This is a genomic window from Thalassomonas sp. RHCl1 (assembly GCF_947387555.1).
Lineage (GTDB): Bacteria > Pseudomonadota > Gammaproteobacteria > Enterobacterales > Alteromonadaceae > Thalassomonas.
Window position 1 is genome coordinate 71,040 of sequence record NZ_CANDNZ010000017.1, and the last position, 25,539, is coordinate 96,578.

The following is a 25,539-nucleotide window of genomic DNA, read 5'->3' on the forward strand; positions in this document are numbered from 1 at the left end:
TGTTGCAATCTTAAGGTAAGTTAATCAAGATCAAGGGATATCAGACAAAATAAGGATCAGTAAGTGTCAGCAGCAAGCATACAGGCGATTCAGGTATATCCGATAAAATCCAGTGCAGGCATCAGCCTGTCGAGCAGCTGGATCGATGAGTTCGGCCTTTCATTTGACCGGCGTTTTGTCCTGAGCCGGGAAAACGGCCAGTTTATTACCGGCCGCACAGATACAAAAATTTGCCTGATCCAGGCCAATATCACCGCTTCCGGGCTTATTCTCACCGCCCCCGGCATGGAGCCCCTTGTTATCCGTTATCAGGATTTTTCCCAAAATTACCGCCAGGTCACCGTCTGGAAAAGCGACATTTCAGCCTTACATTGCCGTCAGGAATATGACCTCTGGTTCAGCCGATACCTGGGTAAAGAGTGCCAGTTGTATTATTTCGGCGAAGACTCCAGGCGCACGGTAAAACGCAGAAAAGAACAAGTAGCCTTTGCCGACGGTTATCCGCTGATGATGATTTCCCGTGCTTCGCTGGATGACTTGAACCGGCGCAGCCCGGATAATTTTACCATGGCGCATTTTCGCCCCAACCTGATCATAGAGAACTGCGAAGCTTTTGCCGAAGACACCTGGTCACGTATCCGCATCGGCGAGGTCGAGTTTGATCTGCCCAAACCCTGTACCCGCTGTATTTTCACCACAGTCGATCCGAAAACCGGTATTAAACATCCCAAGATGGAGCCTTTAAATACCCTGAAAAGCTACCGCCAGCTGGAAAACGGAGATGTTGCCTTTGGTTATAACCTGGTGCCCCTCAATCGCGGACAAATTGCTGTCGGGGATGAAATTTCGATACTTAAACGCCACGATGCCCCGGTTTTCACCACAGGCAAGGTAACAAGCACCCCGGTAAAAGCAACGGCGGCAAAACAGGGCAGTTTCACCCTGGTATGCCAAAAAATCGTCCAGGAAACCCATGATGTCAAAAGCTTTATCCTGACTCCGGAGCAAGGCAGTGCAAGCGACATTGCTTACCAGGCGGGCCAGCATCTGCCGATAAGCCTGACCATAGCCGGTGAAAAGGTTAATGCCACTTATACCCTGTCTTCTTCACCCACGCGCAGCGGATATTTAATGATCACGGTAAAACGCGTGCCCGGAGGCCGGGTCTCCAATTACCTGCACGATGAATTTAATGTCGGCGATAACCTGAACGCCAGGGCGCCGGGTGGCAAGTTCCATCTTAACAGCGCCGATACCAGCAAAGTGTTATTGCTTTCCGCTGGCAGCGGTATTACCCCTATGTTGTCTATGCTCAAAGCCATGACAGATCAGGCGCTGGATAACGATGTGGTGTTTTTCCACAGCGCCCGCAGCGAACAGGACTTGATTGCAAAAGATGAAGTGGCCGCCCTGGCCCTGCACCATGGCAATTGCCGGGTCAGTTATACCCTGACCCGTTCGGCCACACCCCAGTGGACAGATTACCAGGGACACCTTACCAGCCATATGCTGGCTAAAATTCCCGATCTCAGGCAGCGCCAGGTCTTTGTTTGCGGCCCCGCCACCTTCCGGGAAAACGCCAAACAGCTGCTGTTGTCATTAGGCTTGCCGGAAAGCGCCTATCATTTCGAAAGTTTTGGCGCTCCGAAAAAATCCGGGCAGGAAAAACTGCTAGAGCCAGGTAAACAGCTAGAGCCAGGCAATCAGGCTGAGCAAGCCAAACAGCCGAAAACGGCGAAAAAAGTCAGTATCCTTTTTGATTCCTGGGACAAGCAGGTTGAAGGCAACAATAGCGAGCCTTTGCTGGATCAGGGAGAAGCCGCCGGTTTGATCTTGCCTTATTCCTGCCGCGGCGGCATGTGCGGCAGCTGCAAGGTAAAACTGGAAAGCGGCGAAGTGGAACAGCTGGCCAGCGACGGTTTATCCGATCTCGAAAAAGAGCAGGGATATATACTGGCCTGCAGCTGTATCCCCGCCACAGACGTGGTGATCAGCCAGGGCTAGCCATTAAAAAACACCCCTGACAAAAGGTAAAACAACAGGAGGGACAAATGTCAGCATTATCACAATATCCGATCGTGGTGTTGTACGATGGAATTTGTCCCGCCTGCATCAAAGACAGGCAACATTACCAAAAGCTGGCGGGGCGCAAAGATGATGCCATTTTATGGCTGGACATCAACCAGCACCAAGAGATATTAAAACAATTTGCTATCAGCGAGCAGGCCGCTATGACAGAGTTACACCTGATCGTCGGTGGAAAAAAAATTGTTAAAGAGTTAGATGCCTATATCTTACTGCTCGGCCATGTCTGGTGGTTAAAACCCCTGGCCTGGTTTATCGCAATTCCCTTTATCAAGGCGCCACTGGCAAAGTATTATCATTACCGGGTGAACAAAAGGTTAACGGCAAGCGGACGAATGAAATGAAATTAAATTGTGATCTCGGGGAAAGCTTCGGCTTATGGCAAAAAGGCGATGATCAGGCGATCATGCCCTATATAGACTTAGCCAATATCGCCTGCGGTTTTCATGCCTCTGATCCCCTGACCATGTTAAAAACCGTAAAACTCGCGCTCAAGCACGAGGTCACCATAGGGGCACATCCCGGCTATCCCGATTTACTCGGTTTTGGCCGGCGCTCCATGCTTTATCCCGCCGATGAGTTGACCGCCATCATCCACTACCAGCTCGGGGCATTACAGGCCATCTGCCACAGCGAAAATACCCGGGTAAGTTATGTCAAACCCCATGGCGCCCTGTATAACGATATGATGAATAACCTGGCGATCTTTACCTGTGTCTGCCAGGCCATAAAAAAAATCGATCCTAAGCTGCCTTTAATGATACAGGCTTTACCCGATCCGGCGCCATATCAGCAAATCGCCGGGGAATATGGCCTTTCTTTATGGTTTGAAGCCTTTGCCGACCGCCATTATCAGGATAACGGCCTGCTGGTATCCCGCAGTGAAAGCAATGCGGTTATTCATGACAGCGAACAGGTAGTCGAGCGTTGCCGCCACTTAAAACAACACGGGCAATTACTGAGCATAAACGGCAAACCGCTGACGTTGCAGGTGGATACTTTATGTGTGCACGGTGATAATCCGGCGGCCGTAGAGCTGGTATGTCAGTTAAGTAAATTACTCGCATGACAGAGAAAAGTTCAGCGCTTGCGCCCTTTACCGTCTCGCTGGAAGCCGTCAGTGAAAATGCCGTCTTACTGAGCTGGCCGGAAAAAATATGCCCGAAACAGCACCAACATATTATCGCTTGCCGTGATGCCATCCACCGGCAATTAGCCGAGCTGATCATTGACAGCGTGGCCAGCTATAACACCTTAATGGTTTATTATCATTTCCAGCGCAGCGACAGCCAAGCCCTGATAAACAGGCTGAGGAAAATCATAGCACAATCCCGGGAAAACGAGCTTACCCAGGGTGAAGACACTGTACTGGAGATCCCTGTCTATTACGGCGAACAAGCCGACTGGGATCTTTGCCAAGTGGCAGAACAAACCAGCCTGACCCCGGATGAAGTGATAGAGCTGCATCAGGCGCCAACATACCGGGCTTATGCCCTGGGGTTTACCCCGGGATTTTGTTATCTGGGCTCGCTGATGCCTCAGTTACAGTTGCCGCGCAGGAGCAATCCCAGGGCAAGTGTGCCAAAAGGAGCGGTTGCCATCGCAGGCTTGCAAACCGCGGTTTATCCCAATGCCAGCCCCGGCGGCTGGCATATTCTCGGGCAAACCCCTTTAGCCATGTATAACATCACAACAGAGGAGTTTCATCCCCTGCTCACCCCAGGTCAGTTGGTTCGCTTTAAAGCCATCGACGCCCGAACCTTTCAAGAAATGTCGGGTGACCTGATACGGGAGGAGCAATAATGCCGGCGTTTAGCACAAAAACGAGCAAACCAAATAAGCTCAGGGTGCTCAAAGCCGGGGGCTTATGCTCGATACAGGATCTTGGCAGGCCGGGCAGCCAGCATATGGGTTTCAGTGCGGGCGGTGCTGCCGATGAGCACGCCTATTTAACCGCAAATCAGTTGCTGGGCAATGAAGCTAATGCTGCGGCATTAGAAATCACCTTAGGTCAGCTGGTATTAAAGGCAGAATGCGACTGTACCATTGCCATTACCGGCGCAGACAGTAAAGTTTGCCTTAATGAACAACCGGTAGCGAACTGGCAGGTGTTACAGTTAAAAACCGACGATATCTTGTCTTTTTCCCTGCCGCTATCCGGCTTACACACTTACCTGGCGGTCAGCGGCGGCATTGATACGCCATTATGGTTAAGCAGCCGCTCACAAACCCTGAATGAACTCAGCCTGACTACGGCCGGAGGGAAAATCACCGCCGACAGCGAGATCCCGCTCACGGATATTTGTTTTAATCCGACCCCGGGGCAAGAGCAAAACCCACAGCAAGCAATTCAGCCAATAAAGAGAAATTACGCTAATTTTTATCCTCCCGGAATATTAACCGCAAGGTTTATCCCCCATAAATTATGGTTTTCCCTCGAGAGCACAGCTCAGCAGCACTTTATCACCACTGAATATAAGATAAACAGCGACAGTAACCGCATGGGGTACCGCTTAAGTTCAAGAACAAAGTTTAGCGAGAAAAATAGCGAAAAAGACAGTGAACAAAATCAAACAGAAATGACATTAACCAACAAGCTTTCCCGGGCGGTCACCTTTGGCACTATCCAGCTGCCGGATTTTAATCAACCGATCGTGCTGATGAAAGAACGGCAAACCATAGGGGGTTACCCGGTGATCGGCGCCGTTATGCAAACCGATTTATTTCGCTTAAGTCAGAAGCGTCCGGGAGAGTTGCTGCGTTTTGTTCCCGTGACCCTGGAGCAGGCCCGACAACAATTAACGGAATTTTACCGGCAAAGGCTCTCCCGGTGACCCGGGTAGCTGTTGCTGCGCATTTAACAGCAGAGTTGATTAGCGCGGCTGTCTTATCTTACGCACGGCTAAACCGAACAGGGCAAAGGTAAGCAGGAACAGAGTTGCCGGCTCAGGCACCTCAATATCGGAAGCCTCACGATAAAGCAGCAAATTAATCGGGCGCGGGGAAAAATTACTGTCCAGATTAGCAATGCTGCTCCAGGCTTCATACTCACTCACCCGGCCGCTGGCGGCAAATTCTGTGATACCTATGGGGTTAGTGCCGCCGGGGCCGGTTCTGCCGACGGTACTGAGATAGGCGTAATAATCCAGATTGCCGACATAGGAAGCACCAAAGGCACCGTCTTGCCAACCGCTTAAGGTACCGCAGTTTTCCAGCGCATAATCAGCACCGGTGGAGCAGGGATTCTCTCCTTGCTGGCCGAAGGCGGCATTAATAAAATCATCATTGATGCCTGAATCGGCAATGCTCCAGCTACTGTATATGCCGCCAGAGTCAACCGCTTGCAAGGTCTCGGCATAGGTTAAATTAAAGCTGTCAAAACGCAGGTATTGCCGCCCGGTAACCGTGTTTGTTATCACTGAACCGTCGACATCGGTGGAGAGATCACCAAAACTATAAATCATTCCAGCGATGGCCGTAGACGAATTTAAATAAGTTATAAAAAATACAAAAGCCGCGGTTAGCTTACAAAAAAATAGCTGCATATAGACTTCCTGATAGAAAAGAATAGGAGGGTAACAAGGGCCTGAACCTGGACAATTAAACCGCAATTTTAGCTGCAAGTCCAATGAGAAAAACCGCAGTATAAACGGCCCTCGACTTAGCCACAGGGATATTGGCTGCAGCAAGAGTCACTTATCCCGAAACAGTTTAAGAGAACAGGCTAAACAATTTCGCACCGGCATCCCGAATATCCGACGGATACTAAAAGCACGGGCAGAGAAAAAGCAATAACTCGATTAATGATAAAAAATGAAGGCGCTTTGATTTGTTAGCATATGCTGCCAATCAAAGCAGCGGTGAGCAGCGTAACGACTTTAACCTAAAAACAATCCCACCTAGCCGGCAAACGAAAAACGGATTCGGCGACAGCCCTTAAGCCGATAGTTCACCCGGGTTAAAGTACCAGGCCGGGTTCATCGGCAAAAAACATCTGCACCTGCTGCGAATACTCATTGATTTCCATCGCCGAATGAATATTACGGCAGCAAACCGGGCACTCCTGGTAATTGCTGGCATCTGCCGTTTCCAGACCCAAAGCCAACTGTTGGTAATGACCACAATGCGGGCACTCCTGATTGATACGTTTCAGTTCATGGATCATAACAAACTCCTTAGCGCCTGATCTGAGGGCTTCCTTCCGATCTATTCCTTATTAGTATGATGTATTTCGTGCTTTTTGCTTAATGAAGTGCTGCCGTCAGGCTAAATAGAAAAGTACTTTTTAAGGGGGAGATTGAAAGCCGCTTTCACAAAAAAGCGGCTTGAAACCTGTCGGTCATCCTTTGAACTCAAGCAGGTGCTATATTGAATATCGTAATTTTATATCCGGGTGCATATCGATTTCACCTTCGCTGTCAATGGTTGCAAAGTTTTCTCCGCAAATCATCACCACGAGACGGTTACCGCCAATGGTACGGATAAAACAAAGCTCATAATCACATTCAGCTAAGGATCTGACAGCAAATTTTTGCGCCAGGTTCAGCTGCTGCCAGATGGCATGGCTTTCAACCGGACGTAATTTACGATGGATACTTGATGAGATTTTTCTGAAAATATTCATTTATATACTCGTAAAATTCCGTGTTAGACCATTAAGGCCGTTTAAAACTATCATTTTTAATGAGCCATATAAAAAAAGGCGAGTCAGATGAGGTGGATTGTATAACAAACTTCTTACAACTAACTTGACTGGTAAATGCATAATCTATTCCCTTAGATAAAACACTATTTTTTTCATAACGATAGAACAAAAGGTTAAATAATACTAGTTATCATTAAAAGATAACTGTAAAAGTTATAGACAACCTATTAGCAGAATAATTCAACTATATCAGTCTTTACCCGGACAAAATGCTGCTTTTTTAGATAAAAACCAGGAAAAATCCTTCTTGCTGTAACCCGGACCCGCAATCAGATAAACATCTATTGCATTCACATTATCAGCTCGCAATAAAAATGTTTAGTTATTGTTAATATTCCGTTGATTATTTGAGCGTAACTCTCTAACATCAGTATTATTCAGCCAATTGGATAATGCCAAAATTAATTTTATAAAAGGATTTATATGAACATAAAAATATTAATAACCAGCCTGTTAACTATGTTGTTCGCTGCCAACCTCCAGGCCTTTGATGATGTCATTTATATCGCGGGCAGCAAGCACACTATCACCAAGCAGGCATTCAGCCAAAGCGGCTCTGTCTATACCGCCAAAATACCCGTCTCGGGAGATTATGGCCAGCAATTGATATTCGACATTGATGCCAGAATTTCCGGTAACGGCGCTATAGATACCGGCTTTGAGTGTCACAAGCTATACCCCCAGCCAGGCGGTTATTTCCTGATCGGCGCAGGCAACCCGCCGGATTGCACTTATACCACGGTAAACCCTTCTAACCAGTTTCGTTTTATCGTTGAAATGAATGCTTATTGCAGCAATATCGCTATCGGTACCGATATGGACAACCGCAATGCCTTACTGACCGCAGAGCAAGTTACGGCCATTAAAAACAGCGTCAATTCCTACGGTTTTATCGTCGGTAACCCCTACAACACCTACCGCAGCCTGAACCTGCTGGTTGACAATACTTTAGTCACCAACGGAAATTGCCAGGAATTAACCATAGAAGTAAAAGGCCTGGAACAAACCCATATCGGCACTATCGATATGGATATTCTGATTGGAGAAGTGTTTTAACACCCAAGTCAACACAGCACTCACCAGCCGTCTTGAATGAAATTGATGATCCAGCGGGCAACCGCGATATCATCAACCCCGGCATCCAGGGAAGCCAAGCCTTCCCTGATCCTGTGGGCCGGGATCTTATCCCGGCGTTTTTCCATCAGGGCGGCAACATAGGCTTTGGGAAATTCCGGATGTCCCTGTATGCCCAGCAAGTGTTCAGTGAACTGTACCATATACAAAGGACAAAAGCGGCTGGCCGCCAACACTTCAGCCCCCGGGGGCAAGCTGATAACCTGATCCTGGTGGCAAGCCACAAGATCTATCGCTTTGCTGGCCGGCACCATCCAGGGTTTGTCTGCCCGTATATCGTTAAAGGACACTCCTATACCCCAGCCCCGCTGTGAGCACTCAACTTTGCCCCCCAACACTTTCGCCAGTAGCTGGTGACCAAAACAAATGCCTACCAGCTTTTTCTGCTGCTGTGCCAACAAACGGATAAAGGCCTCCAGCTCCGCCAGCCAGGGCAAGTCATCATTAACCCCGCATGCACTGCCGCTGGTAAGATAACCGAGGTTTTCATCCGGGTTTTGTGGAAACTCTCCCCGGCGGACGTCATAAACAGTCAGCACCAGATCGGGACATACCTGCTGCAATAAGCGGGTAAACATTTGCTGATAACCGCCAAATTCTCCCTGCAGCGGCGCCATGACATCATCACATAACAATAACCCCAATTTCATACCCGTTTCCTTATCTGACATCTGCCGCCTTTCTCCTTCAGCTATAGTTCGCCGTGTACGGCGCGAACAAAAATCTCCGAGTATTGCCCGGCACTAAAAGCAATGGGGTTGCCCGAGGCGCTGGGATCGGCGCAGGCCATTTCACCAATTTTCCCGGCTTCGCTGTCATCGATACCGATCTGGCTTAAATTGTCGGCGATGGCGATTTGTGCGCGTAAGCTTAATATCCAGGCAAGAAAACCGTCAAAACTGGTGTCTTCCAGGCCGATATAAGCCGATAACCGTTCAATTTTACCTGTTATCGCCTGCTCGTTAGCTTTAAGGACATAGGGCATCAGCACCGCATTTAACGTGCCATGGTGCGCATCATAAAGTGCCCCCAGCGGATGAGCCAGGGCGTGCATCGCCCCCAGGCCTTTTTGAAACGCGGTAGCCCCCATGCTCGACGCCACCAGCATCTGCAAACGCGCCGATAAATCATGCCCCCGGTGTACCGCATTCACTAAGTTTTCCTTCACCAACCTTATGCCCTCAACCGCTATGCCCTGCGCCATAGGATGATAAAATGGGGAGCAAAGGGCTTCCAGATTATGGGATAAGGCATCCATACCCGTCGCCGCGGTAATATGCGCCGGCAAGCCCGCGGTAAGTTCTGGATCCAACAGGACAATTTCCGGCAACATTTTCGGGTGGAAAATAATACGCTTTACCCGGGCACGGCTGTCCGTGATCACCGCTGCCCGGCCGACTTCCGAGCCGGTACCCGCCGTGGTCGGCACCGCGATAACGGGCGCAATAGCCCCTTCATTGGCCTTGGTCCAGTTATCGCCGATATCTTCAAATGCCCAGAGCGGAAGCTGCTGCCCGCTCATAAAGGCCACCGCCTTGCCAACATCCAGCGCCGAGCCGCCGCCAAGGGCAATTACCCCGTCATGTTGTCCTGCATGAAAGGCCTTTACCCCTTCGCTGATATTGTCGCCATCGGGATTTCCCTTAATACCACTAAATAAGGCACACTCCAGGGCGGCAGCCCGGCACAGACGCAAAGCCTCGGCCACCACAGGCAAAGCCGCCAGTGTCGGGTCTGTGACCAGCAAAGGGTTTTGCATCTTTAATGCCTTGCAGCTTTGCCCCAAAAAGCTCAGGCTTCCCGCCCCCGCCCTGATCTGACTGGGGTAATTCCAGTTGCCGGATAACATTTGCTGTGTCATTCAACACTCCAGATATAATATGTAGGTAAACGGATGACAAGGGGCGCCATAGTCCCTGTTATCCCGGATTAATAAAAAAAGATTTTGGCCGGGTTAAGGCATCAAATCCCAGCCTGGATAAACTGCAGCCTCGCCCGGATTGCTTCACCCCGGTCCAGGCCAATGCCGGATCAAGATAGTCACAGCGGTTGATAAAAAAGGTCCCGGTTTCAATCTGCTCGCCTAATGCTATGCCCAGGTTTAAATCCCGGGTAAAAATAACCGCCGTGAGGCCAAACTCACTGTCATTCATCAAGCTTAATGCCTGTGCGTCGCTGCTGACCTTGACTATGCCCACCACAGGACCGAAAGACTCTTGCCTCATCAGCGACATATCATGAGTGACCTCAGTTAACAGTTGCGGGGTTAGATAAGGGCTGCCGGGTTTATCAAGCCCGCACGGATCCAGGCCATCGCCAGGATGGATATGGGCGATCGCCCCAGCGGCAATGGCCTGCGAAATTTGCCCGCGGACAAAATCCGCCGCCTCACCCCGGATCATAGGGCCAATTGTTGTTTCCGCTTCATCGGGACGCCCCAATTTGTATTGTTTGACCTGTGCCACCGCCCGGGAGATAAAAGCCTCATAAATATCTTCATGCACATAAATTCTTTCGATAGCACAGCATGATTGCCCGGAATTAAAAAATGCACCGTCAACCACAGTGGCCACCGCCAAATCAAGATCGGCATCACAGCGCACATAAGCCGGGTCTTTGCCGCCAAGCTCTAAACCCGCGCCGATAAAACGTCCCGCCAACGCCTGCTCCACCATGGCCCCGCCTTTAACCGAGCCGGTAAAACACACCTGGTGAATATCTCCCCGGCGAAGCACTTTTTGGGTATCGTCATGACTCAGGTGTAAATACTGAAAAACCCCTTCGGGCAAGCCCGCCTGCTCAAACGCCCGGTAGAAATGTTCGGCGCATAATGGCGTTTGTGCCGAATGTTTTAAAATCACGCTGTTGCCGGCTAATATCGCCGGCACTATGCTGTTTACCGCCGTCAAGTAGGGGTAATTCCAGGGGGCGATCACAAAAACCACCCCCAGGGGGTGACGTTTAATGATACGTTGTGCACCTTGTTCTTCACCCAAGTGAACCGGTGCTAACGCCTGCTCGGCAATGCCCATCATATAACGGGCTCTTTGTTCGACCCCTTTGATTTCGCCTGCGCCATAACGGATCGGCCGCCCCATCATCCAACACAGATCTTTGACAATTTGTTCTTTTTGTCCGCTAAAGGCGGTCAGCATTTTCTCACACAGGGCTATCCGCTCGGCAACTGAGGTTTGTGACCAGGATTGTTGCGCCCTCATTGCCTGCGCCAACACCTTTTCGGTCTCATGCTCACCGGCATATGCCCGGATCGCATAAACACTGCCGTCTACCGGTGAAATGGTTTCCAGTTGTTTGTCCATTAAGCTCCCCCGTTATTAAAACCTGTATAACTGCCCCGGCAACCAGCTCGAGCACTAGATAATTTCGAAATAACGCGCCAGCTCCCAGTCGGTGATGTGTTTGCGAAATTCCTGCACTTCCCAGTCACGGGTTGCACTAAAATGTTCGACAAACTCGGCCCCGAAGCATGCTTTTGCCGCTGCAGACTGACGAAAAGCCCGGGTCGCATCGCTGAGGTTATCCGGCAGTTTCAAAGCCTGCGGCAACTCTTGCTCATAGGCATTGCCGGTGAGCATCTCTCCCGGCGCCCATTGCTCTTTGATGCCGGTTAAGCCGGCGGCCAATGCCGCTGCCAGCGCCAGATAAGGATTGGCATCTGCCGAGCCGAGACGGAACTCAACCCTTTGGGACTTTTCACTGCCGGGGATCAGGCGCAGGGCCGTGGTACGGTTTTCACAGCCCCAGGTGGCATGGGTCGGCGCCCAATAACCGGGGATCACGCGGGAATAGGCATTGATGGTCGGGGCATACATGGCCATAAATTCCGGCAGCAGTTGTTGCAAACCGGCAATAAAATGTCCTTGTTGTTGACTCATGGTCATATCCTGCCCGGCATCATAAAAAAGGCTATCTCCGGATTGCTTATCCCGCAGGGAAAGATGGATATGGCCGGACTGCCCCGGATATTCATTTGACCACTTAGCCATAAAGGTCGCCATTAACTGGCGCCTTTGCGCCCAGACCTTGGTAAAGGTTTTAAACAAGGCGGCCTTATCGGCGGCCGCTTGGGCGCCGTCGACGCCAATCGCCGCCTCCAGTACCCCGGGGCCGGTTTCGGTATGCAGGCCTTCGATGGGAAAGTCCATCTCCCGCGCCAGTTGCAGCAACTCATGGTATAACTCGGCATGGGTGGAATTACGCAGCATGGAATAACCAAAAAAGCCTGGGGTAAAACTCGTTAAGTTACGGTAGCCCTTGGCCCGGACCGAGTCCGGAGTTTCGTTAAATAAAAAGAATTCATATTCAAAGGCGGCACAGGCATCCACCCCCATCTCATCCGCCATCGCCAGCACCCGGTTGAGGACATTCCTGGGACAGATGCTGGCGGTTGGTGCTTTGAATTCACATAGAAATAGCAGGGTATTTTCTTCCAGGGGTAATTCACGGCAGGTCTCGGGCAAAATCCTCACCGGTGCATCCGGATAACCTGTATGCCAGCCGGTATATTTCACCCCGGTGTTTTCATACAACTGATCCTGACTGTCCCAGCCGAGCACCACATCGCAAAAAGCAAAACCGTGTTCAAGCGCAGAAAAAAATTTCTCTTTACTCATATATTTGCCGCGCATAACCCCGTCGATATCAAACAACCCCACCTTGACATAGGTTAAGTTTCGCTGTTCAACCAGCTGTTTGGCATCACTGACGGAATTGACATCTCTGGGATTGATCATAGCTTTGCACCTTTGCGGTTAATTATTGTTATTTCAAGATAACGACATGTTTTTCTTTAGAGAAAACAAACAGAAAAGCTTAAGGACTGTCTTCTCTAAAAATAGCCGCAAATATCACAATGCACAAAATAAATAAGCTGCCATGAATAGCGAACCCGCTTTCTGCTTCAGGCTAAATCATCGGCAACAGCTGCTTGCACTTAATTCGTGCGCTTTCCCCAACTTTAGTGCAAGCAAGCCCGGCAAACGAAAACACTCAACAATTAACATCATGATTAATAAGACAATAAAATAAATTCTTTTGCTGGCATCACGATTGCTGCCCTCTTTTGAGACTAAACCGTTCTGTGTCTCACAAAATAACAAGGCGCAGGGCTGATTGATTTAGAATTAAGGAGTGTTTTGATGAGTACTCAAGATGGCATTAAGATTTGGTCCTTCACCGGCAAAATGAAAGTTTTGCACTTAAGTTGGATCGCCTTTTTCATTAGCTTTGTTGTCTGGTTTAACCATGCCCCGCTGCTGGCGGTCATAGGGAGTAGCTTGGGATTGACTGCCAGTGAAATAAAAACACTGCTCATCCTTAATGTCGCCCTGACCATACCCGCGCGGGTGATTATCGGCATGCTCACCGATAAATACGGCCCCAGGCTGACCTACAGCTTATTGCTGGGTATCTGTAGTATCCCCTGCTTTATGTTTGCCATGGCAAACAGCTTTGAACAGGCAGCCATCGCCCGCTTTTTACTGGGCTTTATCGGCGCCGGCTTCGTGATTGGTATCCGCATGGTCAGTGAATGGTTTCCTGCCAATGAATTAGGCACCGCCGAAGGTATCTATGGCGGCTGGGGCAATTTCGGCTCCGCGGCGGCGGCAATGTCATTACCCGGTATTGCCTTGTTTTTTGGCGGCGATGATGGCTGGCGTTATGCCATTGGCTTAAGCGGCTTACTTAGTTTGGTATTTAGTTTTATCTGGTATTTCAATGTCAATGATACACCCAAAGGCTCTACCTATTTCAAACCCAAGCAAACCGGCGCCATGGAAGTCACCAGCAAGGGCGATTTCTTTTTACTGCTGATAGCCAAGTTACCTATGTATGCCGCTTTGGTGCTGCTGACCTGGAAACTTTCTCCCGCCGGTGTGGATTTACTTTCCGAGACCGGCGCCAATATCGCCTATATCGCTTTAGTCCTTTTATACCTGCTGGAAATCAAGCAAACCTATAAGGTCAACCACCAGGTCTTTAAAGAGGAAGTACCGGAAGCCCACCGTTATAAATTCAGACAAGTCGTAGTATTAAATGTGCTTTATTTTGCCACCTTCGGCTCTGAACTGGCGGTGATTTCTATGCTGCCGTTATTTTTTGCCGAAGTCTTCAGCCTGGATATGATTTATGCCGGCATGCTTGCTTCCCTGTACGCCTTTATGAATTTAATGTCCCGCCCCGGCGGCGGCTGGATCAGTGATAAATTCGGCCGTAAGAAAACCCTGTTGATTTTAACCGCGGGCCTGGCGCTGGGTTACCTGGCCATGTCCGCCATAGATAATACCTGGCCACTGTTTGTCGCCGTCATCGCCGCCATGGCCTGCTCTTTCTTTGTCCAGGCGGGCGAAGGGGCGGTATTTGCCGCCGTACCTTTGATTAAACGCCGTTTAACCGGACAAATCGCCGGTATGACAGGGGCTTATGGTAATGTCGGCGCTGTGGTCTATTTAACCGTCTTGTCTATGGTCAGCTATCAAACCTTCTTTTTAGTCATCGCCGGCACCGCAGTACTGGGTTTTACCGCCTTGTTATTTATGGAAGAGCCTAGCGGCACTATCACCGAAGTACGTGAAGACGGCACCATAGAATTAATCAATGTCTCCGGTCATTAGCAAAGCAAACAATGCCATCAAGCAAAGCTGTTAAAAGGTACTTGATGGCATTAATCCATATATCTTGCTCTTCAGAGCATTGATCAGGCTCAAGGAAGAGCCAAACGCAGTTATCACCGAAGTAGGTGAAAACACTATATTAATGAAGTTGTTCAATATTTCTTGATCTTTTTTGCCGATAAAGACGACTTCAAGGAGCAAATCCTTGCGTCTTGAAGTAGTATGGTTATAGGACGGGTTGTTACGACTAACCGAAATGAGTATCGGCTGTTATGAATATCGCTAATACAAAGTTAACAGAGGAAGTAAGCACATTTTCCGGACTGCAGGTGTGTTATGGCGGCTACTCCTGCGCCGGTAAAAAAGCCGTCAACCAGGACGCTTTTGCCGCCCTGACCCCGGATGAAAACGAACAAATGATCAAGGGTATAGTCGCCACCATGGCCGACGGCGTTTCCAGCGCCAGCAAAGCCGCCGAAGCCGCACAATTGGCCACCACCCAGTTTATCAGCGAATATTACGCTACCCCGGAAACCTGGTCCACACAGCAATCCGCCTCTAAGGTCATTACCGGCTTAAACCAGTGGTTATATTCCCAGCAAGGGGTGCTGGACGTACACTATCCGCAGCAGCAGTGGCTGACCACCTTTTCCGCCCTGATACTGAAATCGGCCACCGGCTATGTTTTTCATGTCGGCGACTCCCGCATCAGCAGGTACAGGGATGCCCAGATAGAAGCCATCACCCGGGATCATAACCGAAAACAGGGGGGGCAGCAGGTGATCCTGACCCGGGCGCTGGGAGCAGAAAGCCGTCTGCAGGTGGATGCCCATACCGTCGACCTGCAATCCGGGGATGTTTACATGCTAACCTGTGACGGCATCCATGATTTTTTATCTGCAAAAGCCATCCGGGCCCATTTAAACACGATTTCTTCTGACCCCGACAATGCCGAGCTCGAACATATCAGCAAACGTATCGTCGAACATGCGCTCAGTATCGGCAGTGATGATAATGTCAGTTGCCTGCTGGTTTATGTTAAAGATGTGCCCAGAAGAAAGCTTGATGAAATCGAACGGGATATTCTCAACCAGGTGATCCCGCCGGCTTTACATCCCGGCATGAGGCTGGACGACTTCCTGGTGCGTAAAGTGATCCACGCCAGTATCCGTTCCCATTTATATCTGGTAGAGCACATCGACTGGCCGGATCCCTTAGTCTTAAAAGCCCCCTCCGCCAATCTGGCCGATGACGCCATTTACCTGCAGGGCTTTATGCGCGAAGCCTGGGTCGGCGAACGCATCAAACATGACAATGTCATGAAAATAGAACGCAGGCGCAGCAAGAGTAAATTTACTTACCTGTTATGCGAATATATTGAAGGGCAAACCTTAAGCCAGTGGATATATGATAATCCCGGTCCAACCATTGCCCAGGTCAGAGACATCATGAACCAGGTGATCTCTGCCCTGCGCGCTTTTCAGCGGCTGGAGCTGGTGCACCGGGATTTAAAACCCGACAATATCATGATCGACCTGTATGGCCAGGTAAAACTCATTGATTACGGTACGGTATTTGTCGCCTCATTGGATGAAAACCAGCAAACCCTGTCGGAAACGGTGCCCCAGGGCTCATTAAACTATATTGCCCCGGAAACCTTATTACATATGAGCACAGACTACCGCAGCGATCTTTTTTCTCTCGGGGTCATTTGTTATGAGCTGCTGTGCGGTGAACTGCCCTTTAAAGCTATGGTGCGGGCGGAAATTACCTTTAAAGATTATTCCCAATGGCAATACCGCAGCATACGGGCATTCCGGCCTGAATTGCCGGCCTGGCTGGATATTGCCCTCAAACGTGCAACAGCGCCGGATCCCGATCTGCGCTACCAGGCTTTTTCCGAATTTTATGCCGACCTGAATAAACCCAATACCAGTGCCGTGGACCAATACCAGCGCCTGCCGTTTATCCGCCGCCACCCGGTAAAATTCTGGAAAGGTGTTTCCCTGGTACTCTTTATTGCCTTTTTAATCGCTTTGTTTACCTAATCCCCCTTCCCCCGCACAGGGGAAAAGGTAAGCAAAATACCGCTAAAACCGCATCACACATACATTGAATTCCCTTAGGCTTAGGGTATTATCATGGTTGATTTTCAAACAACAATAACGGCCAGGGAAGCACTATGAAATTTGAATCAATTGCCTTACATCAGGGTTACCGCTCGGAAGAGACCACCAAAGCGGCGGCGGTGCCCATTTACCAAACCACCTCCTATACCTTTGATAACAGCCAACACGGCGCCGATCTCTTTGACTTAAAAGTGCCGGGCAATATCTATACCCGGATCATGAACCCCACCACGGATGTTTTGGAGCAGCGCATCACCGCGCTGGAAGGAGGTATAGGGGCTTTGGCGGTTGCTTCCGGCATGGCAGCCATCACCTATGCCGTTCAGTGCCTTTGTGAAGTAGGCACTAACATTGTCAGCACCAGTGAGCTTTATGGCGGTACCTACAATTTATTTGCCCATTCCCTGCCTAAACAGGGCATAGAAGTACGTTTCGTTTCCGGCGACGAGCTTGACGGTTTCGAGCAGCGGATAGATAACAATACCCGGGCCTTATATTGTGAGTCCATCGGCAACCCGGCGGGCAATATTGTCGATATAACACGGCTGGCGGATATTGCCCGCCGCCACGGGGTGCCGCTGATCGTCGATAACACGGTCGCCACACCGTTTTTGTGCCGCCCCTTTGAATTAGGCGCCGATATTGTCGTGCACTCCCTGACCAAATACATAGGCGGGCACGGCACCTCTGTCGGCGGTATTATTGTCGACTCAGGCAAGTTTGACTGGGTCGCCAATAAAGAAAGATTTAAGATCATGAATGAACCGGATCCTTCCTATCATGATGTCATCTATAGCCAGGCATTTGAACAGGCAGCCTTTATTGGCCGCTGCCGTGTGGTACCGCTAAGAAATACCGGAGCGGCAATCTCCCCCTTTAATGCTTTTCAAATTTTACAGGGCCTGGAAACCCTGGCACTGCGTATGGAAAGACACTGCGACAATGCCGAGCAACTGGCAGCCTATCTGCAGCAGCATGATAAGGTGGCCTGGGTTAACTATGCGGCACTTGCTGGCAGTCCTTACCGGGAAACCTGCGAAAAAATCACCGGCGGCAAGGCCTCCGGCATTCTCAGTTTTGGCATTAAGGGGGGCAAAACCGCCGGCGCACAATTTATTGATGCCCTGCAGATGATCTTACGTCTGGTGAATATTGGCGATGCCAAGTCCCTGGCCTGCCACCCGGCCTCCACCACCCACAGGCAATTAAACGATGAAGAGCTGGCTGCTGCCGGTGTCAGCGCCGACCTGGTGCGGCTCTCCGTCGGTATCGAAAACATCGCCGATATCATTGCCGATGTAGAACAGGCACTGGCGAGCATTAACAATCTCTAGGCAAGAAAAAGGCCTTAATATAATCTCTTATATTAAGGCCTTCCGGTTCAGGTAAAAGGGTCCGTTAATGCACGGACTGTTTCATATTAGTGCGGATATCCTTTACCTCAGAAACCCCGATATCAGCTTTTTGACTGGTCCAGGTGATACGCATATAGTTCACCAGATCCGTTAACTGCTGATCATCAAACTTATCCGCGTATGCCGGCATGGCATAGAAACTGGTGGTGCTGTTATAGTGCTGGCTGACAATACCGTTAAGCAATAAAGACACGGCATTATAGACACTGGCACGGTCTAAAGTAGCATTGCCCGCCAACGCCGGGGCAACATTGGGACGCCCTTCACCGTCTTGGCCGTGACAACCGGCGCAATAGCCCATGTAGGTGTTATAGCCGGGGGCTGATTTATCATGGCCGTTAAAGGCCAGCGGCAATGCCTCAATATCCGCTTCGTTATCCAGCAAATAGCTGGTCACGGCGCGCATATCCTGCTCGGTCAGGTGGCTGTAGCTATGGTAGACCACAGGGTACATGCCGCCAAAAACCGTGCCTTTACGGGAGTACCCCTTAGTAAACAGCTGCTTGAGATCTTCATGGGTCCAGTTTTGGCGGTTCAGCTCTTCGGGGGTGATATTGGAGGCCTCAAAAGTATCCAATACCGTCCCCTGAAAATGCGCTTCGGGCTCCATGGCAAAAATTGCATTTCTCGGGGTATGACATTCACCGCAATGTCCGAGCACATTCACCAGGTAACTGCCCCGGTTCCAGCTGTCGCTTTTGGTTGGGTCGGGGGTAAACACACTGTCCTCATGGTTCATCAGGTTCCATGCCTTTAGCCCCATGCGGATATTAAAGGGAAAACCGATTTCGCTTTCCTTATTCTGCTGGCTGACAGGCTTAGTATTCATAAAATATGCATACAGGGCCCGGGTATCGGCGTCCGTCAACAAATGATAGGAAGTATAAGGCATGGCCGGATAGAGGTTGCCGTTCGGGCTTATGCCCTCATGCATGGCCCGGTAAAAATCCTGATAGCTGTAATGGCCGATACCGGTTTCCTTATCCGAGGTAATATTGGTGGAATAGACGATACCAAAAGGGGTTTCAAAGGGTAAACCACCGCTTAATTCACGCCCTCCCTGCGGGGTATGGCAGGCAACACAATCGCCGATTTCCGCCAGGTATTTCCCCTGGGCAATTAAAGCGGCCTGATCTTGTGCCGCCTGGGCCACAGATGTGCCGCCAAATACAGCCAAAGAGAGCAAAGCGGCTTTGAGACGCCGGGAAAAGCCGGTATGTCTTGATAAACTTGTTGCTTTCATCAGTAGGTCAGCCCCTTAGTGTTTAAGATCAGATCTTTCACTCCCTGGTAATACTTAACATAACCGGTACAGCGACAGATATGCTCCTTTAACGCCTCTTCAATCACCTGCTCCACGTCAGCTGCCGCCACAGGTGCTTGCGCCAGCCTTTCCATCAGCGCCGTGGTTTCATTGATAAAACCCGAAGTACACCAGCCGCACTGGAAAGAAAAATGCTCCAAAAACGCCATTTGTACCGGCGTTAACTCGGTAATTTCACCCGCGGCATTTCGCTTGGCATGTCCTTCCACGGTGCGTACTTTTTTATCAACAAAACGCTCAACACCACTGATACAGGTTCTGACCACTTCACTGACACCGTTTTTTCCTTCCACTATCACGGTACAGGCGTGGCAAACACCGGCGCCGCAACCAAACTTGGTGCCGGTCAGGTTCAGGTATTCATGTAAAAATTCGATCATTTTCAACCCTTCCGGCACTTCTACCGGACCGACTTGCTGATCATTTACTGTCATTTGAATATGTTGGCTCATGAAATCGCCCCCTTAATTTTTTGTGCTGTCATCGGAAGGTCGTAAAAACGAACAGAGATTGCCTGGTATACCGCTTCAACCAGGGCAGGTACGATGGAGATCATCACCACCTCCCCTATGCCTTTGCTGGGATCTGTATCGGAAAGCGGTGGTAAAATCGTATGTTGCTGGCGCCATACCCCCACCTGGTCGGCCTTAGGCACCTTATAACGGTTCAGGTTCCAGGTACCGTTACCGGCGCCGTCTTCAAATGACGGGATTTCTTCATACAGGGCATGACCGACGCCCATGGCCAGTCCCCCCTGTATTTGCCCTTCCACCAGCTCTTCGACAATCACCTTACCGGCTTCAAGCCAGGTATGGGAGTTTAAGATCTCTACCTCGCCATTGCCCTCATTGACGGCAATTTCCACCATAGCAGCACAAGGCGCATAGTAGGTCACCATGGCATTATTTAACGCGGTTTCCGGGTAGTTAACACTGGTACGATCCAGCAGATGATAACCTTTGGAATTCATGGCGGCTTTTAGCCGGTCATTTGCCCCGTCACCGTATTGCAGTGCCAGTCCATCTACTTCTAAATTGACTTCCTGCCCCAGGATGTCATAGGTCGCTTCGCTCCAGGCCCAACGGTTAAAGGCATGCACCATGGCACCTGTGACTAATCCCATGTCATGGACACGTTTCGCCAGCACCTCAATTGATAACGGCGGATACCCTTGAGTGGTAAGCTTACCGTCAACCCAGCGGGCTGCACCGGCATCATTTAAGTTATTAGGAGCCATGGTACCGTTAAAGTATTTTTCACTCCAGATAGCCACAGCCGCCGGCCAGATACCATGGCGGAAAATGATCTCAGCCGCCGCTTTAGTGGCATGGGTTTGATAATAAGATGACATCGACGCCGCCGATGCCATACCGATCACCGGGGTCCAGCGGGGATTTTTTTCCATCTCATCCTGTTGCTGCTGGTTAATAAAATAAGGGTTATGGGTCTGGATCTGCTGCATTGCCTGCCAGGCATCCACTTCCGCGACCGTCACCTTATCGGCGATCACGCCAAGCTTATCTTTCACCACCACCGCCTGCGAGCTTTGCGTACCTGTGCCCATCTCCATAAAACAGATATCAACTTCAATTTTACCTGATTTGGATAAGCGCACCGCCGCACTTGGCGATGCTGCCCCGGTACCGTAATCTTTGGTGGTAATACCAAAACCTACCCCGTATTTTTTCCCCGGGTTGGCCGCTTCGAAGGCGGCTTTTTTAGCCGCGCGCTCCAGCCACATCGGATGCTGCTGCGCCATATCCAGCATTTCCCGGTAACGCAGGGCGCCGTTAGGGATAGCCCCCTGGGTATTGCGCTGTCCGGATTCCATGACATTGGCCCGGCGCAGATCTATGGCATCCACCTTAAGATCGCCGGCCATTTCATTCATCATCGACTCCATCGTCGCCATGGATTGCAGGGTGCCATAACCGCGCATAGAGCCACTGTCGGGGTTGCGGGAAGCATAGGCGGTCGCCTTGATATCATTGCGGGGAATATAATAAATACTCTGCAGCGCCGTCGCCCCCACCATAGTCACTGAGCCGGTAAAGTTGACCCGGCCGCCGCCGTCCACCGTCATATCTGCGGTCAGGGCTTTTATTTTCAGGGTCTTTTTATCCACCGCCAAACGGTTTTTCATGGTAAAAGGATGGCGTTTTAACCCCGCCTGAAACTGCTCAAACCTGTCATTGGCCAGGCGCATAGGTTTGCCGGCATACATGGCGGCCACTAAACCGTAATAAGGGAAGATGGAATGGTCTTTGGCGCCGAAACCACCGCCGATAAAGGGAGAGTGCACCACCAGGTTCTTCACTTTACCCGCCAGCGGGCCATGCTTGAGCATATGCACCGCCTGCTCCTGGTAATCTTGCGGCGATTGCGAAGTGATCACTGTGTGGAAGGTGCCTTCTTTTTCATCAAACCAGCCGTTAAAGGCTTCCGGCTCCATCATCATGGGATCTATGATCTGGGTGCGGTACTCCCTTTCCAGCACCTGCCAGTTTTCATTGCCCCCGGTAATATCTTCATTAATACGGCCGGCATAATACATGCCCCGCTCGGAAACACTGCCTTGTTGATCCATCACTTCCGGCCATTGGGGTCGGTGGGCTTTATAGTTAGGGAAAAAGATCCCGTCCTGCAACGGACTGTATTTGTCCTCACCCGACGGGCCGCTTTCACCTTCTTCTCGGATAATACGCCAGCTGGTATAAGGATCTCTACTTTCGGAAACAAACGCGGTTTTTTCGCCGTAGCGGATCACTTTTTTATTAAACTGCAACAGGTTTTTCGCCTGCTTAAACGCGGCAAAATTATCAAACAGTAAAATCGCGACCGCATGCCCGAGATAATGGGCGGTTTTTCCCTCCGGCAATAACATATCACTGCCGAAAAATGGCGGCAGGCTTACGCCGTCGCGCGCAAGTTCTTTGGCGGTGATCACCTGACCGGGCCTTGCCTGCTGGGGCAGCATATTCAGATCAAACCCTTGATAGACATGCCCGGCATCGTCCAGCCGCAAAATATAGGCATAACCCTGTTGATCCGGCCAGCCCGGCATGTCCATGGCGCGGTAATCCCGACCATAAATTTTTTCACCCGTGACCTTAGCAATACCGTCCATACGGAATTTGAGTTTATTGTTGCCTTTAAATTGCGCGGTTAACGCTTCAGATAAACCACCCGCCTGGCTATTGCCCATTTTCCAAAGCAGTGGTGCGGAATAAACGGCGATACCGCTGATGACGCAACGCTTGATAAACGTTCGCCGGGAAGAACTAAAAGAATTCATTGCTTACCTCGGTAATACTCAATCTGAATTTCAGCGCACCATAATGTAGCCGCATGATTTTTCAGGATGTTTCATACGAGTCCATTTGATGTATTTGGTTTTAGTTGTTGTAATGACGCTTAGAAATAAGTGCCTTAGCAGTGAGGGGGGACCCCAGAGTCAGCCCCCGACAGGCGATTCTATCTTTATCATTTCGAAAAAGAAACAAATTCCTGACACATGTGACGAAAAATCAATTCGACTGCCGCTATCAGCTTTAAGTTTAGTAAAAAAAGGGGGAAAATCACGAATAAGCCTGCCTCCGGGCAATAACAGAACAAGTGAGCTTTTCCCTGTTACCAACTTGCCCTGCACCCTTTGACAGCAGAAGTGCATAAATTTTACCGCGAGGGAAGAAGCGGCTGCCTGTTGACCAGCTTCTCAAAAGTACCGTCTTGTTTTACCGACTGCAGCGCCAGGGACAAGCGGCTAATAATCTCAATATCGCTTGTTTTACTCGCCGCAACATATAACGCCGCCCGTATACCGGCAAAAGGCTGCTTAACAAACGGGGTGACTTGCTCTCCTAAACTGAGATGTATGCTGTCGGCGATCAATTCATTGGCATAGATGATATCGGCACGCCCTTTAAGCAAGACTTGCCAGGCCTCGACATGACCGGTAGTTAAGATCAGGTTTTTCCCCTGTTTAAAGCCCTGTTGCTGTAAAATATCGGCTTCAACACTGTTTCTGGCCGCGACCACGGTATAATGCAATGCCTGCTCGATAGCATGGACCCTGATCCCGGTACTGGCTCTTAGTGAATAAAAGCTATAGTTAAGCGCCCTGAGCTCACCTATCCAATAAAAAAGGCTTTCGCGTTCACGGCTGCGAGTCATGGAGAAAATCACCACATTTTTATCTGTCAGCGCCGTCTGGTAGGCACGTGCCCAGGGCAAGGCTTCGATCTGCACCGAATACCCGGCACGCTTTAACACCTCTTGCATTAACAAGTAGGAACTGCCCGCCACCAAACGTTTGTTGCTGACAATTTGATAAGGGGGCAAATGTTCGGTCACCACCCTGAGCGATTCCTGTGTCCAGGCGATGGCACTATAGAGCCAGAGCAAAAACAGCGGATAAAACCTGTTGTGCTTATCCATATGACACTCAGCATCTTAAATTAGGGTTAGCCTTTTCCCTCACTGTAAAAGGTTTTCACCCGAACATCATTAATTATGATGTTTTTTTTACCGGGATTAATACCCGCTTCCCCGGCAACAGCAATTTTGTTCAATATTTCCCGTCCGTGAGCTTTTACCCTGAGCCTTTCATTGCCTTAAGAACGAATAATGATGGTTTCAATATTACTCTCTATGTTTATCTTTGCCCTCACCGGGGCCATTTCTCCCGGGCCGGTAAATATCATAGCGACCGGCAGCGGTGCGGCTTTTGGCTTCCGGAAAACTTTACCCCATATCACAGGAGCCAGCCTGGCCTATACCCTGATAGTCTTTTTATCCGGTTCCGGGCTGCTGGCGGTACTGGAGGTTTTTCCCGGTATTTTTTCCCTGTTGCAATATCTGGGAGCTGGCTTTTTACTCTATATGGCATATAAACTGGCTACGGCAAAAACACAAGCCGCCGGGCATCAAAGTCCCAAGGCACCGCGTTTATTTGAAGGCATGCTCGCCCAGGGACTCAACCCCAAGGCCTGGCTGGTTGCCCTCTCCGGCTGCAGCATCTTTGTCGGCGCCAGCGACCGGGGGCAAAGCTACCTGTTCGCCTTTTGTATTATTTCCGCCCTGGTGTGTTTTTTCTCCATTGCCACCTGGGCGGCCATAGGCACCTTAATACAGAAGTACTTGTCTGATATCCGCCATCAGGTTATGTTTAACCGGGTAATGGGGTTATTGCTGGCGGCAACGGTATTGACCATTTTCCAATGATGCATTTGTTATCTTACTGAGCACCCATGAGCCAAAAAAACCAGCCGCTTACGGCGAACAGTAACCCTCAAAGTCAGGGCATGTTTTATCAAACCTCCCGGGTCTTGCCCTATGTCACCATGCGCAGGGCGACACGCTCGGCTGCCTGTTACCACACCCATTCCCATGACGAATTTTCATTCGGCGTGATCGATAACGGCATGGCCGACTACCACAATATGCGCCATAAAGGCCAGATCGGTGCAGGTACAAGCGTCACCATGAATCCCGGGGATGCCCATTCCTGTAATCCGAGCAAGGGAGACTGGTGTTACCGCATGTTATTTGTCGACAGTGACTGGGTCGCCACTTTGCAGCAAGAAGCCATGAATACCCGGGGACAGGACTACCTGGCTTTTGACAAGATGTATCAGACCGACAGCGCCAGCTACCAGGAATTTAACCGGCTTTTTAACAGCTTGCAGCAAGATACCAATCCCCTGACACTAGAAAGCCAGTTAATAGAATACCTGTTGCCGCGTTTTACTCCGGGCTCCGGTGTCACGGACAAGCCGGCAACACGGGATATTTACCGCCTTAATCAGGTGAAAGAACTGATCATGGACCAGCTGGAAACGAACCTTTCTCTGGATGAGTTTGTCGCCTGCGCCGGATTAAGCCGCTACCACCTTATCCGCAGTTTTAAACAGCTTTACGGCCAGAGCCCCCATGCCTTCCAGTTGGATCAAAGGATCAGCAAAGCCAAAAAGCTGCTGGCGCAAGGTAAGAGTATTGTCGAAACCGCAGGTAAACTCGGCTTTGCCGATCAAAGCCACTTTCACCGCCACTTCCAAAAACGCATCGCCCTGACCCCGAAGCAATACCAAAACCTGTTCAAGCACAGCTAAGG

General features: G+C 50.1%; 22 protein-coding genes. 11 read left to right on the forward strand and 11 right to left on the reverse strand.

What is annotated here, in order from left to right; all coding sequences use genetic code 11:
• Positions 1-63: 63 nt before the first annotated feature.
• Genes QL234_RS28135 through QL234_RS28155 form a run of 5 tightly spaced genes read left to right on the forward strand, consistent with a single transcriptional unit; the run spans position 64 to position 4,919 of the window.
• Positions 64-2,004 carry an MOSC N-terminal beta barrel domain-containing protein gene (locus tag QL234_RS28135; protein WP_281561085.1) on the forward strand — a complete coding sequence of 647 codons (1,941 nt, stop codon included), beginning with the start codon at positions 64-66 and terminating at the stop codon, positions 2,002-2,004.
• Positions 2,005-2,051: 47 nt separating this feature from the next.
• On the forward strand, positions 2,052-2,429 hold the full coding sequence (locus tag QL234_RS28140) for a DCC1-like thiol-disulfide oxidoreductase family protein (RefSeq protein WP_281561086.1): 378 nt from the start codon (positions 2,052-2,054) through the stop codon (positions 2,427-2,429).
• Positions 2,426-3,154: a 5-oxoprolinase subunit PxpA gene (locus QL234_RS28145; RefSeq protein ID WP_281561087.1), complete on the forward strand. Its 729-nt coding sequence runs from the start codon at positions 2,426-2,428 to the stop codon at positions 3,152-3,154. Before QL234_RS28140 ends, QL234_RS28145 begins: the two co-directional genes overlap by 4 nt.
• Entirely contained in the window at positions 3,151-3,888 is a 738-nt protein-coding gene (gene pxpB / locus QL234_RS28150; protein WP_281561088.1) for a 5-oxoprolinase subunit PxpB, read from the forward strand. Before QL234_RS28145 ends, pxpB begins: the two co-directional genes overlap by 4 nt.
• Positions 3,888-4,919, forward strand: coding sequence for a biotin-dependent carboxyltransferase family protein (locus tag QL234_RS28155; RefSeq protein ID WP_281561089.1), 1,032 nt, complete (start codon positions 3,888-3,890; stop codon positions 4,917-4,919). Before pxpB ends, QL234_RS28155 begins: the two co-directional genes overlap by 1 nt.
• Positions 4,920-4,958: 39 nt before the next feature.
• Here the strand turns inward: QL234_RS28155 and QL234_RS28160 are convergent, their stop codons facing one another.
• From QL234_RS28160 to QL234_RS28170, 3 genes are all read right to left on the reverse strand, one after another.
• On the reverse strand, positions 4,959-5,549 hold the full coding sequence (locus tag QL234_RS28160) for a PEP-CTERM sorting domain-containing protein (RefSeq protein WP_281561090.1): 591 nt from the start codon (positions 5,547-5,549) through the stop codon (positions 4,959-4,961).
• A 494-nt stretch (positions 5,550-6,043) separates the two neighbouring features.
• Positions 6,044-6,250, reverse strand: coding sequence for a CPXCG motif-containing cysteine-rich protein (locus QL234_RS28165; RefSeq protein WP_281561091.1), 207 nt, complete (start codon positions 6,248-6,250; stop codon positions 6,044-6,046).
• A 198-nt stretch (positions 6,251-6,448) separates the two neighbouring features.
• A complete protein-coding gene (locus QL234_RS28170; RefSeq protein ID WP_053043074.1) occupies positions 6,449-6,709 on the reverse strand; it encodes a hypothetical protein in 261 nt (86 codons plus the stop codon).
• 504 nt (positions 6,710-7,213) lie between these two features.
• On the opposite strand from QL234_RS28170, the gene QL234_RS28175 reads away from it, so the two are divergent.
• Positions 7,214-7,846, forward strand: coding sequence for a hypothetical protein (locus tag QL234_RS28175; RefSeq protein ID WP_281561092.1), 633 nt, complete (start codon positions 7,214-7,216; stop codon positions 7,844-7,846).
• Positions 7,847-7,866: 20 nt separating this feature from the next.
• On the opposite strand, the gene QL234_RS28180 is transcribed toward QL234_RS28175, so the two are convergent.
• The 4 genes from QL234_RS28180 to QL234_RS28195 are packed head-to-tail and all read right to left on the reverse strand — an operon-like array spanning position 7,867 to position 12,678.
• Positions 7,867-8,595 carry a GMP synthase gene (locus QL234_RS28180; RefSeq protein ID WP_281561093.1) on the reverse strand — a complete coding sequence of 243 codons (729 nt, stop codon included), beginning with the start codon at positions 8,593-8,595 and terminating at the stop codon, positions 7,867-7,869.
• Positions 8,596-8,615: 20 nt separating this feature from the next.
• Positions 8,616-9,785 carry an iron-containing alcohol dehydrogenase gene (locus QL234_RS28185; RefSeq protein ID WP_281561094.1) on the reverse strand — a complete coding sequence of 390 codons (1,170 nt, stop codon included), beginning with the start codon at positions 9,783-9,785 and terminating at the stop codon, positions 8,616-8,618.
• 58 nt (positions 9,786-9,843) lie between these two features.
• Positions 9,844-11,244, reverse strand: coding sequence for an aldehyde dehydrogenase family protein (locus QL234_RS28190; protein WP_281561095.1), 1,401 nt, complete (start codon positions 11,242-11,244; stop codon positions 9,844-9,846).
• 54 nt (positions 11,245-11,298) lie between these two features.
• A complete protein-coding gene (locus tag QL234_RS28195; protein WP_281561096.1) occupies positions 11,299-12,678 on the reverse strand; it encodes a glutamine synthetase in 1,380 nt (459 codons plus the stop codon).
• 405 nt (positions 12,679-13,083) lie between these two features.
• On the opposite strand from QL234_RS28195, the gene QL234_RS28200 reads away from it, so the two are divergent.
• The 3 genes from QL234_RS28200 (at position 13,084) to QL234_RS28210 (ending at position 18,022) form a co-directional block, all read left to right on the forward strand.
• The gene (locus QL234_RS28200; RefSeq protein ID WP_281561097.1) at positions 13,084-14,559 is read left to right on the forward strand and encodes a NarK family nitrate/nitrite MFS transporter; all 1,476 of its coding nucleotides are present in this window, start codon (positions 13,084-13,086) and stop codon (positions 14,557-14,559) included.
• 272 nt (positions 14,560-14,831) lie between these two features.
• The gene (locus QL234_RS28205) at positions 14,832-16,607 is read left to right on the forward strand and encodes a bifunctional protein-serine/threonine kinase/phosphatase (RefSeq protein WP_281561098.1); all 1,776 of its coding nucleotides are present in this window, start codon (positions 14,832-14,834) and stop codon (positions 16,605-16,607) included.
• Positions 16,608-16,741: 134 nt separating this feature from the next.
• Positions 16,742-18,022 (forward strand): aminotransferase class I/II-fold pyridoxal phosphate-dependent enzyme, encoded by a 1,281-nt coding sequence (locus tag QL234_RS28210; protein ID WP_281561099.1) that lies wholly within the window; start codon positions 16,742-16,744, stop codon positions 18,020-18,022.
• Positions 18,023-18,086: 64 nt separating this feature from the next.
• Here QL234_RS28210 and QL234_RS28215 read toward each other — a convergent pair whose 3' ends face one another.
• The 4 genes from QL234_RS28215 to QL234_RS28230 all read right to left on the reverse strand — a co-directional run bounded on the left by QL234_RS28215 (position 18,087) and on the right by QL234_RS28230 (position 23,864).
• Positions 18,087-19,346, reverse strand: a complete 1,260-nt coding sequence (locus QL234_RS28215) for a cytochrome c (RefSeq protein ID WP_281561100.1) — start codon at positions 19,344-19,346, stop codon at positions 18,087-18,089.
• Positions 19,346-19,879 (reverse strand): 2Fe-2S iron-sulfur cluster-binding protein, encoded by a 534-nt coding sequence (locus QL234_RS28220; RefSeq protein ID WP_281561101.1) that lies wholly within the window; start codon positions 19,877-19,879, stop codon positions 19,346-19,348. Before QL234_RS28220 ends, QL234_RS28215 begins: the two co-directional genes overlap by 1 nt.
• Positions 19,876-22,722 carry a molybdopterin cofactor-binding domain-containing protein gene (locus QL234_RS28225; protein ID WP_281561102.1) on the reverse strand — a complete coding sequence of 949 codons (2,847 nt, stop codon included), beginning with the start codon at positions 22,720-22,722 and terminating at the stop codon, positions 19,876-19,878. The genes QL234_RS28220 and QL234_RS28225 overlap by 4 nt, the downstream gene beginning before the upstream one ends.
• A gap of 380 nt (positions 22,723-23,102) precedes the next feature.
• A complete protein-coding gene (locus QL234_RS28230) occupies positions 23,103-23,864 on the reverse strand; it encodes a transporter substrate-binding domain-containing protein (protein WP_281561103.1) in 762 nt (253 codons plus the stop codon).
• A 189-nt stretch (positions 23,865-24,053) separates the two neighbouring features.
• Here QL234_RS28230 and QL234_RS28235 point away from each other — a divergent pair, with 189 nt between their 5' ends.
• Together QL234_RS28235 and QL234_RS28240 are read left to right on the forward strand one after the other, a co-directional pair.
• The gene (locus QL234_RS28235) at positions 24,054-24,650 is read left to right on the forward strand and encodes a LysE family translocator (protein WP_281561104.1); all 597 of its coding nucleotides are present in this window, start codon (positions 24,054-24,056) and stop codon (positions 24,648-24,650) included.
• Positions 24,651-24,676: 26 nt separating this feature from the next.
• Positions 24,677-25,537, forward strand: a complete 861-nt coding sequence (locus tag QL234_RS28240) for an AraC family transcriptional regulator (protein ID WP_281561105.1) — start codon at positions 24,677-24,679, stop codon at positions 25,535-25,537.
• Positions 25,538-25,539: the final 2 nt, after the last annotated feature.

What these genes read in the sequence shown, in the direction of transcription:
- QL234_RS28140 (WP_281561086.1), top strand. Translation starts at nt 2,052, where the DNA reads ATGTCAGCATTATCACAATATCCGATCGTGGTGTTGTACGATGGAATT.
- QL234_RS28145 (WP_281561087.1), top strand. Translation starts at nt 2,426, where the DNA reads ATGAAATTAAATTGTGATCTCGGGGAAAGCTTCGGCTTATGGCAAAAA.
- pxpB (WP_281561088.1), top strand. Translation starts at nt 3,151, where the DNA reads ATGACAGAGAAAAGTTCAGCGCTTGCGCCCTTTACCGTCTCGCTGGAA.
- QL234_RS28155 (WP_281561089.1), top strand. Translation starts at nt 3,888, where the DNA reads ATGCCGGCGTTTAGCACAAAAACGAGCAAACCAAATAAGCTCAGGGTG.
- QL234_RS28160 (WP_281561090.1), bottom strand. Translation starts at nt 5,549, where the DNA reads ATGATTTATAGTTTTGGTGATCTCTCCACCGATGTCGACGGTTCAGTG.
- QL234_RS28165 (WP_281561091.1), bottom strand. Translation starts at nt 6,250, where the DNA reads ATGATCCATGAACTGAAACGTATCAATCAGGAGTGCCCGCATTGTGGT.
- QL234_RS28170 (WP_053043074.1), bottom strand. Translation starts at nt 6,709, where the DNA reads ATGAATATTTTCAGAAAAATCTCATCAAGTATCCATCGTAAATTACGT.
- QL234_RS28175 (WP_281561092.1), top strand. Translation starts at nt 7,214, where the DNA reads ATGAACATAAAAATATTAATAACCAGCCTGTTAACTATGTTGTTCGCT.
- QL234_RS28180 (WP_281561093.1), bottom strand. Translation starts at nt 8,595, where the DNA reads ATGTCAGATAAGGAAACGGGTATGAAATTGGGGTTATTGTTATGTGAT.
- QL234_RS28185 (WP_281561094.1), bottom strand. Translation starts at nt 9,785, where the DNA reads ATGACACAGCAAATGTTATCCGGCAACTGGAATTACCCCAGTCAGATC.
- QL234_RS28190 (WP_281561095.1), bottom strand. Translation starts at nt 11,244, where the DNA reads ATGGACAAACAACTGGAAACCATTTCACCGGTAGACGGCAGTGTTTAT.
- QL234_RS28195 (WP_281561096.1), bottom strand. Translation starts at nt 12,678, where the DNA reads ATGATCAATCCCAGAGATGTCAATTCCGTCAGTGATGCCAAACAGCTG.
- QL234_RS28200 (WP_281561097.1), top strand. Translation starts at nt 13,084, where the DNA reads ATGAGTACTCAAGATGGCATTAAGATTTGGTCCTTCACCGGCAAAATG.
- QL234_RS28205 (WP_281561098.1), top strand. Translation starts at nt 14,832, where the DNA reads ATGAATATCGCTAATACAAAGTTAACAGAGGAAGTAAGCACATTTTCC.
- QL234_RS28210 (WP_281561099.1), top strand. Translation starts at nt 16,742, where the DNA reads ATGAAATTTGAATCAATTGCCTTACATCAGGGTTACCGCTCGGAAGAG.
- QL234_RS28215 (WP_281561100.1), bottom strand. Translation starts at nt 19,346, where the DNA reads ATGAAAGCAACAAGTTTATCAAGACATACCGGCTTTTCCCGGCGTCTC.
- QL234_RS28220 (WP_281561101.1), bottom strand. Translation starts at nt 19,879, where the DNA reads ATGAGCCAACATATTCAAATGACAGTAAATGATCAGCAAGTCGGTCCG.
- QL234_RS28225 (WP_281561102.1), bottom strand. Translation starts at nt 22,722, where the DNA reads ATGAATTCTTTTAGTTCTTCCCGGCGAACGTTTATCAAGCGTTGCGTC.
- QL234_RS28230 (WP_281561103.1), bottom strand. Translation starts at nt 23,864, where the DNA reads ATGGATAAGCACAACAGGTTTTATCCGCTGTTTTTGCTCTGGCTCTAT.
- QL234_RS28235 (WP_281561104.1), top strand. Translation starts at nt 24,054, where the DNA reads ATGATGGTTTCAATATTACTCTCTATGTTTATCTTTGCCCTCACCGGG.
- QL234_RS28240 (WP_281561105.1), top strand. Translation starts at nt 24,677, where the DNA reads ATGAGCCAAAAAAACCAGCCGCTTACGGCGAACAGTAACCCTCAAAGT.